Here is a 6906-nt window from a genome sequence, read left to right on the forward strand (position 1 = left end):
GGCCCGCCCGCGCGGTGGTGGGTGACGTGGGCGTCGTCCCTCCGCCCCCCGGGGGCGCCGGACGCGTTCCTGGTAACACGCAACGCCGCGCCGATCGGCCCGACCACTCACCCATCCGGCCGACCCGGACGGCCGAGTCCACCCGATCGCGCACCCGCGCGCCCCCATCGCGCTGCGTCGTGCGCGCCGGGAGGCGGGCCGGGCCCGCTCAACCCACCGGTTCCACCCCGGGTTCCAACGGGTTGTCCAACAGCCGGGCGAAGGCCAACTCGGCGGCGCCGTACAGCGGGGCGTCGTCGCCGAGCGCGGCCGTGCGCAGTTTGAGGTGTTCGCGGGTGACCGCCAGCGAGGTGCGGTTGAGCCGACTGCGCACCTGGGCGGCGGTGGCCAGATACACCTCGCGCAACGTCCCGCCGAACACCACCATCTGCGGGTTGAGGATGTTGACCAGGTTGGCCACGCCGAGCCCGAGCCAGTCCCCGACCCGACGCAGCCCCTCCTCCGCGTCCTGATCGCCGCGCGCCGCCGAGTCGGCCAGACCGCCGATCGCGTGCTTGGCGGTGCCGCGGGTGAGCGCGAACTCGCCGATCTCGGTCTCCCAGCATCCGCGCGACCCGCACCGACACGGCCGGCCGTCCGGGTTGACCACCATGTGCCCGACCTCGCCCGCGTAGCCGTCGCCGCCGGTCACCGGTCGCCCGGCGGAGAGGATGCCGCCGCCGATGCACACGTCGCCGTGCAGGTAGATCACGTCGTCGCAGCCCACCGCCGCGCCCCGGGTGTGCTCGGCGACCACGCCCAGGTCGGCGTCGTTGCCGACCATGACCACCGTGCCGATCGCGGTCGACAACCGCTCGCCCAGCGGCTCGTCGCGCCAATCCGGGGTGTGCCCCTCGGGGATCGTGCCGTCCGACCCGCGCACCATCGCGCACACCGCGACCCCGGCGCCCACGCACACGCCGTCGCGGGGCGCGCTCAGCCGCATCTGCGCGACGAACCCGCCGAGTGCCTCGGCCACCTCCTTGGGCGAGAACCCGCTGCCGGGGCGTTGGATTTCGCGGCGATCCAGGATCACCCCGCCGAGCCCGACCCGGGCCGCGACCACCCGGTCCACGCCGATCGTGAAGGCGTACACGTACACCCGCTGCGACTGCGCCCGGACCACGAGCGAGGGCCGGCCCCGCCCGCCGCCGGAGGTGTCCCGCGGGGCCTCCTCCACGACCAGGCCGGCCGCCGCCAGGTCGGCGGTGAGCGCGCCGATGGTGCTGCGGTTGAGGCCCATGCCCGCGGTCAACCGGGCCCGCGAGGTGGGGCCGAGTACGTGCACGTGGCGAAGCAGCGCCCCCAGGTTCTGCCTGCGGATGTCCTCCTGGGTGGGCGCTGCGCGCATCGGACTGCGGACCCTGCCTTTCTCATCCGTGGCGTCGATCGAGGGGGAGGGCGGCGTCACCGCAGCCCGGCGGCTTCGGCCCGCCGCCGTGACAGGGCGTCGACCCCGGCGGCGAGGAGCAGCACGACGCCGGTCACAACGTACTTGACGCCCGCGCTGTACCCCATGAGCCCCATGCCGTTGTCGATCACCGCGACCACGGCGCCGCCGAGCACCGCGTCCAACACCCGACCCTTGCCGCCGAACAAGCTGGTGCCGCCGATCACCGCGGCGCCCACCGCATACAACAGCACATTGCTGCCACCGGTGTTGGAGTCCACCGAGTTGGCTCGCGAGGCGGCGACGATGCCGCCGATGGCGGCCATCGTGGAACAGATCACGAAGGCCGAGATCCGCACCCGGTCCACGTTGATCCCGGCCCGGCGGGCCGCCTCGCGGTTGCCGCCGACCGCGTACAGGCTCAGCCCGTACGGCGTGCGGCGCAGTACGAAGGTGCCCAGCAGGAGCAGCACCACCAGGACCGGCACCACGATCGGCACGCCGCGCAGCGAGGAGATCACCACGTTGCGGCTGCGCTCCTGGTTGAGCACGTACACCGCGAGGCCGACCAGGATCGCCAGCGTGCCGACCCGGATCCCGGTGATCGCGATCGGTTCGGCGCTCAGCCCGCGCCGCGACCGGTTGCGGTTGCGGCGCAGTTGCAGCGCCGCGTAGCCGCCCACGGTGGCGGCGGCCAGCAGCCAGCCGACGATCGGGGCGAGGTTGCGGTTGGAGATGGCCAGGATGGTCGAGTCGCGCACCGGCACGTTGGTGCCGCCCTTGACCAGGAGCAGCGACACGCCCTGGAAGGCCAGGAACGCGCCGAGGGTGACCACGAAGGAGGGGATGCCGACCTTGGCCACCAGGACCCCGAGCAGCAGCCCGATCACCATGCCGACGACCAGGGCGGCGAGTACGCCCAGATACCAGGGCCAGCCGTGTTCGGTCAGCAACACCGCCAGCACCGCCGCGCACACCCCGCTGGCGAAGCCCGCGGACAGGTCGATCTCGCCCAGCACCAGGACGAAGATCAACCCCATCGCGATCACGGTGACCGCGGCGCCCTGGGTGAACAGGTTGGCGAAGTTGCCCGCGCTCAGGAACCGCGGGCGCATGATCGCGAAGACGGTGCACAGCACCACCAGGCCGAGCACGGCGGGCATCGCGCCGGTGTCGCCGCCGCGCAGTCGGGCGAGGTAGTCCTTGACGTGCGTGACCACCGGCGACTCGGGCGCATCGGACTCGCTCTTGTCGGCGAGAGGCAGGACGCTGCTCGTCATCGGTTCACTCCGTTTCGACCCGCGCCGGGACCGAGTGCCTCGGTCTGCCCCGACGTGATGAGTTCGACGATCTGGGAATGGGTGATCTCGCTGGTGCTGACCTGTGCGGCGGTGCGGCCCAGGTAGAGCACGGCGATTCGGTCGGCGACCGCGAACACGTCGTTCATGTTGTGCGAGATGAGTACGACGGCCAGGCCGTTGTCGGCGAGCCGGCGCACCAGTTCGAGCACCTGCGCGGTCTGCGAGACGCCGAGCGCCGCGGTGGGTTCGTCGAGCACCACGACCTTGCTGTTCCACAACACCGCCTTGGCGATCGCGACCGTCTGGCGCTGGCCGCCGGAGAGGCTGGAGACGCGTTGGCGGATCGAGGAGACGGTGCGTACGGACAGGCCGGCCAGGGTCTCCTCGGCGATCTGTTCCATGCTGTCCTCGTCCAGCACCCAGCCGCGCCGGCGTTCGCGGCCGAGGAACATGTTCTGCACGATGTCGAGGTTGTCGCACAGCGCGAGGTCCTGGTACACGATCTCGACACCCAGGTCGGACGCGTCGCGCGGGCTGTTGACGGTGACCGGCGCACCGTCGAAGAAGTACTCGCCGGAGTCGGCGGTGTGGATGCCGCCGATGCACTTGACCAGGGTCGACTTGCCCGCGCCGTTGTCGCCGACGAGCGCGGTCACCTGGCCCTCGTAGACGGACAGGTCCACGTCGCGCAGGACGTGCACGGCGCCGAAGCTCTTGTTGATGCCGCGCAGTTCGAGCACGGGATCGGACGCGGGCGGCGGGGCGGGGGTGGGGGACAGGGCCACGGTGCGGGCTCCTCGCGTGGGGGTGGCGGCAGGGTACGCGCCGGCCGGAACCGGCCTCGTGGGTGCGGTTCCGGCGCAACTGCGGCGTCTGGGCGGCTAGTTGATGCCGAACTCGGTGCACTTGGCGGCGTAGGCGCCGGTGCACAGGGTGTCCTTGGTGACGTACCCGTCGGCGACCACGTCCTTGACGTTCTCCTTGTAGATGGCCAGCGGCTCCAGCAGTACGGACGGCACGTCGCGCTTGCCCTCGGGGTCGCGGACGGTGGCGGGCACGGCCGGCTTCTGGCCCTTGGCGAGCGCGACGGCCAGTCCGGAGACCGCGTCGGCCTCCTTCTTGATCGCCTTGTAGACGGTCATGCACTGGTCGCCGACCAGGATGTTCTGCAACGCGGTGGTCTCCGCGTCCTGCCCGGTGACCGGGACCTTGCCGTTGAGCTTCTGCTTCTTCAGGATCGAGATCGCGGCGTTGCCCAGGCCGTCGTTGGCTGCCACGACCCCGGAGATGTTCGGCGACTGGGTGAGCATCTGCTCGAACATGTTGGCGCCCTCGGTGTTGTTCCAGTCCGGGACGGCCTGGTCCGGGCCCTTGACGTACTCGCCGGAGTCGAACTTCGGCTTGAGTACCGCGTCGTAGCCCTGCTTGAGCAGCGTCGCGTTGTTGTCGGTGGCCGAGCCGTTGAGCATCGCGACGGTGGGCTTTTGCGCCTTCGCGGCGGACAGGCACTTCTCGATGCCCTGGCCCATCAGCGTGCCGACCTTCACGTTGTCGAAGCTGACGTAGTACTGCGCGCTGCCGCCCAGGGTCAGTCGGTCGTAGTCGATGGTCGCGACGCCCTGGGACTTGGCCTTGTCCAGCACGGCCTTTCCGGTGCCGCTGTCCAGGTTGACGATGATCAGGACGGTCGCGCCGTTGGTGATCATCTGGTCGGCGAGGGTCTGGAACTGGGACTTGTCGCCCTGCGCGTTCTGGATGTCGTAGTCGACGCCGGCGGCCTTGAACGCGTCGGTGAGGTACTTGCGGTCGTTGGTCTCCCACCGGCCCGACGTCTTGCTGTCGGGCAGGATCACGCCGATCTTCGCCTTCTTGCCACCGCCGTTCGTGGCGCCGGACGAGCCGGTGCCGGAGTCGTCCGAGCAGGCGGAGAGGGTGCCGGCGGCCAGTACGGCGCAGGCGGAGACGGACACGAGGAACCTCTTGCGCATGGTGGATCCCTTCGGGCACGCGCCGGTGGGGGCCGGCGGGAGACGTGGAGGCGTCGCGGGATGGTGCGGCGTGCGGAGCTGCGCAGGACGGACGGGTAAAGCGGTCGGCACGGTCAACAAGGGAAGGCGGCCGCGCCTTAAATGTTGTGGGCGACAACGTAATAGCCGGATCGGGCGTCCGCCAGACCCTGGAACCCCCGATGAATGCCGACTTCGGTAACGGTTGGGAAACGTAGGCGAACCAAAAACCGGTTGTTCGGAGAGGGAAGGGGTGTCGGGGCCCGGGATCGCGAAGTACCGGTGGGATGGCCCGGGTTCGGGTGGCGGGAAGGCATGGGTGCTGGTGGGCGGGGTGAGTGGGGTGGGTGGAGGGATTATGTTTCGAGCAACAACTTAGATCGGCGGTGGGCGGGTTGCGGTGGCTCGGTGGGGTGACGGGGCGGGCGGGACAACGATTTCCGGGGGCGGCCTCCGGCGGGGGGCAGTGGGCAGTGGGCGGTGGGCGGTGGGTGTGTGGGGCGGGCGCGGTTGCGCCGGGCGCGGCGTCGGATGCGAGCCGGGTTCCGACGTCGAGGCGGTGCCGCGCCGAGGCCGACTCGGCGTCGTGCGGCGGCTGTTCGTGGGGGTGGTGTCCGGAGGATCACCTCCTTGACTTCAAGTTGACTTCAAGTTCTACGGTTTCGGCATGGCCCGCGCCGAACGGTGAACGGGCTCCGCCGACCGAGTGAGTAAGGAACCTCCCATGACGACCGAGCAGATCTCCGACGCCGAACTCGCCGGACAGCCCGCCGCCTACTGGACGGGTGTCGCCTATGAGGCGCTCATCGCGTACATCCGGGCCCGGCAGGTCGAAAAGGGTTATACCCAGCCCCAGTTCTGGTTGCTGCGCAACCTGTCGGCGAACGACATCTCCCCCGACGGCGGTGGGATGACGGTGCCCGAGCTGCAGGAGGCGATGACCTTGTACATCCGGCCCGAGGACGATCTGGCGGCGGAGGCCGAGGTGCTCGTGGGGCGTGGTTGGCTGACCCGGGACACCGAGGACCGGTTGTGGCTGACCGAGGAGGGGGAGCGGGCCCGTGTCGACTTCTCCCGCAACGCCCCGGCGATCCGCGCCGTCCTGCACGAGGGCATCGACGATGCGGACTACGTCACCGCGCTGAAGGTGCTCCGACGGCTGATCCACAACGCGGGCGGAACGGCCGCCTGACGGCGGGAGGATCGGGGCGGGACGCCTCGGGAGGGCATGCCTCCGAGCCCGGTGATTTCCCGGCCGGCGGCCGGGTGTGCGAGCCCGGCTGTCGGTGCCGGGTGGAAGAGTGGTCGACATGATCGAACCGAACCCGAAAGCGGACCTGCTGCGTTACCTCCAGGACGGGCGTGACGCCCTGGTGTGGAAGCTCGACGGGCTTTCGGACTACGACATCCGCCGCCCGCTGACCGGGACCGGCACGAACCTGCTCGGCCTGATCAAACATGTCGCCGGCGTGGAACTGGGTTACTTCGGCGACACGTTCGGGCGACCGTTCTTCGACGCGGAGCCGCCGCCCTGGTGGTACACGGAGGACGCGGAACCCAACGCGGACATGTGGGCCACCGCCGACGAGTCGCGCGAGGAAATCGTCGGCTTGTACCACCGGGCGTGGCAACACTCCGACCGTACGATCGCGACGCTGGCGCTCGACGCGATCGGTCATGTCCCGTGGTGGCCCGAGGAGCGGCGGGCGGTGACGCTGCATCACATCCTGGTCCGGGTGATCTCCGATACCCAGCGGCATGCCGGCCACGCCGACATCGTGCGCGAGCTCATCGACGGAACCGTCGGGCGTCTGGAAGACAACGACGGCCTGCCACCGGGAGATCGCACGTGGTGGGAGAACCACCGGAGCCGACTGGAGCGGGTGGCGCGGGAGGCCGGCAACGGCTGATCCCGCCCGGCCCCGCCCCGGCCCAGCCCCGGCGTTGCCGGCCGGGGCGCTGCCCTGCTGCCGCTGCCCCGTCTCGGTCGAAGCGACCACTTCCCCGGTTCAGATCCAGGTGCTGAACCACAGGCGGTCCAGCCAAGCGCTTCGACCGATGGTCTCACCGGCGAGGATCGGATAGAAGTACAGGAAGTTCCAGGCGATCAGGGCGATGATGGCGACGACGCCGGCGGTGCCCCAGGCGCGTCGTCGTTCGGATGCGTCGG

General features: G+C 70.4%; 6 protein-coding genes. 2 read left to right on the forward strand and 4 right to left on the reverse strand.

Going from position 1 to position 6906, the window contains the following annotated elements:
• Positions 1–208: 208 nt before the first annotated feature.
• The 4 genes from ACFXMF_RS45885 to ACFXMF_RS45900 all read right to left on the reverse strand — a co-directional run bounded on the left by ACFXMF_RS45885 (position 209) and on the right by ACFXMF_RS45900 (position 4718).
• Positions 209–1390 carry an ROK family protein gene (locus tag ACFXMF_RS45885; protein WP_360321798.1) on the reverse strand — a complete coding sequence of 394 codons (1182 nt, stop codon included), beginning with the start codon at positions 1388–1390 and terminating at the stop codon, positions 209–211.
• A gap of 56 nt (positions 1391–1446) precedes the next feature.
• Positions 1447–2709, reverse strand: a complete 1263-nt coding sequence (locus ACFXMF_RS45890; RefSeq protein WP_360321795.1) for an ABC transporter permease — start codon at positions 2707–2709, stop codon at positions 1447–1449.
• On the reverse strand, positions 2706–3515 hold the full coding sequence (locus ACFXMF_RS45895; RefSeq protein WP_360321792.1) for an ATP-binding cassette domain-containing protein: 810 nt from the start codon (positions 3513–3515) through the stop codon (positions 2706–2708). Before ACFXMF_RS45895 ends, ACFXMF_RS45890 begins: the two co-directional genes overlap by 4 nt.
• A 96-nt stretch (positions 3516–3611) precedes the next feature.
• Entirely contained in the window at positions 3612–4718 is a 1107-nt protein-coding gene (locus ACFXMF_RS45900) for a substrate-binding domain-containing protein (protein WP_360321789.1), read from the reverse strand.
• A gap of 742 nt (positions 4719–5460) precedes the next feature.
• On the opposite strand from ACFXMF_RS45900, the gene ACFXMF_RS45905 reads away from it, so the two are divergent.
• Entirely contained in the window at positions 5461–5928 is a 468-nt protein-coding gene (locus ACFXMF_RS45905) for a MarR family winged helix-turn-helix transcriptional regulator (RefSeq protein ID WP_360321786.1), read from the forward strand.
• Positions 5929–6046: 118 nt separating this feature from the next.
• Positions 6047–6646, forward strand: coding sequence for a DinB family protein (locus ACFXMF_RS45910; protein ID WP_379992366.1), 600 nt, complete (start codon positions 6047–6049; stop codon positions 6644–6646).
• Positions 6647–6906: the final 260 nt, after the last annotated feature.

The sequence above is a fragment of the Embleya sp. NPDC059213 genome (assembly GCF_042754445.1).
Classification (GTDB): Bacteria; Actinomycetota; Actinomycetes; order Streptomycetales; family Streptomycetaceae; genus Embleya.

Bases quoted from the DNA above. Each gene is read 5' to 3' on its own strand.
- ACFXMF_RS45910 (WP_379992366.1), top strand. From the start codon at position 6,047: ATGATCGAACCGAACCCGAAAGCGGACCTGCTGCGTTACCTCCAGGAC.
- ACFXMF_RS45890 (WP_360321795.1), bottom strand. From the start codon at position 2,709: ATGACGAGCAGCGTCCTGCCTCTCGCCGACAAGAGCGAGTCCGATGCG.
- ACFXMF_RS45885 (WP_360321798.1), bottom strand. From the start codon at position 1,390: ATGCGCGCAGCGCCCACCCAGGAGGACATCCGCAGGCAGAACCTGGGG.
- ACFXMF_RS45900 (WP_360321789.1), bottom strand. From the start codon at position 4,718: ATGCGCAAGAGGTTCCTCGTGTCCGTCTCCGCCTGCGCCGTACTGGCC.
- ACFXMF_RS45905 (WP_360321786.1), top strand. From the start codon at position 5,461: ATGACGACCGAGCAGATCTCCGACGCCGAACTCGCCGGACAGCCCGCC.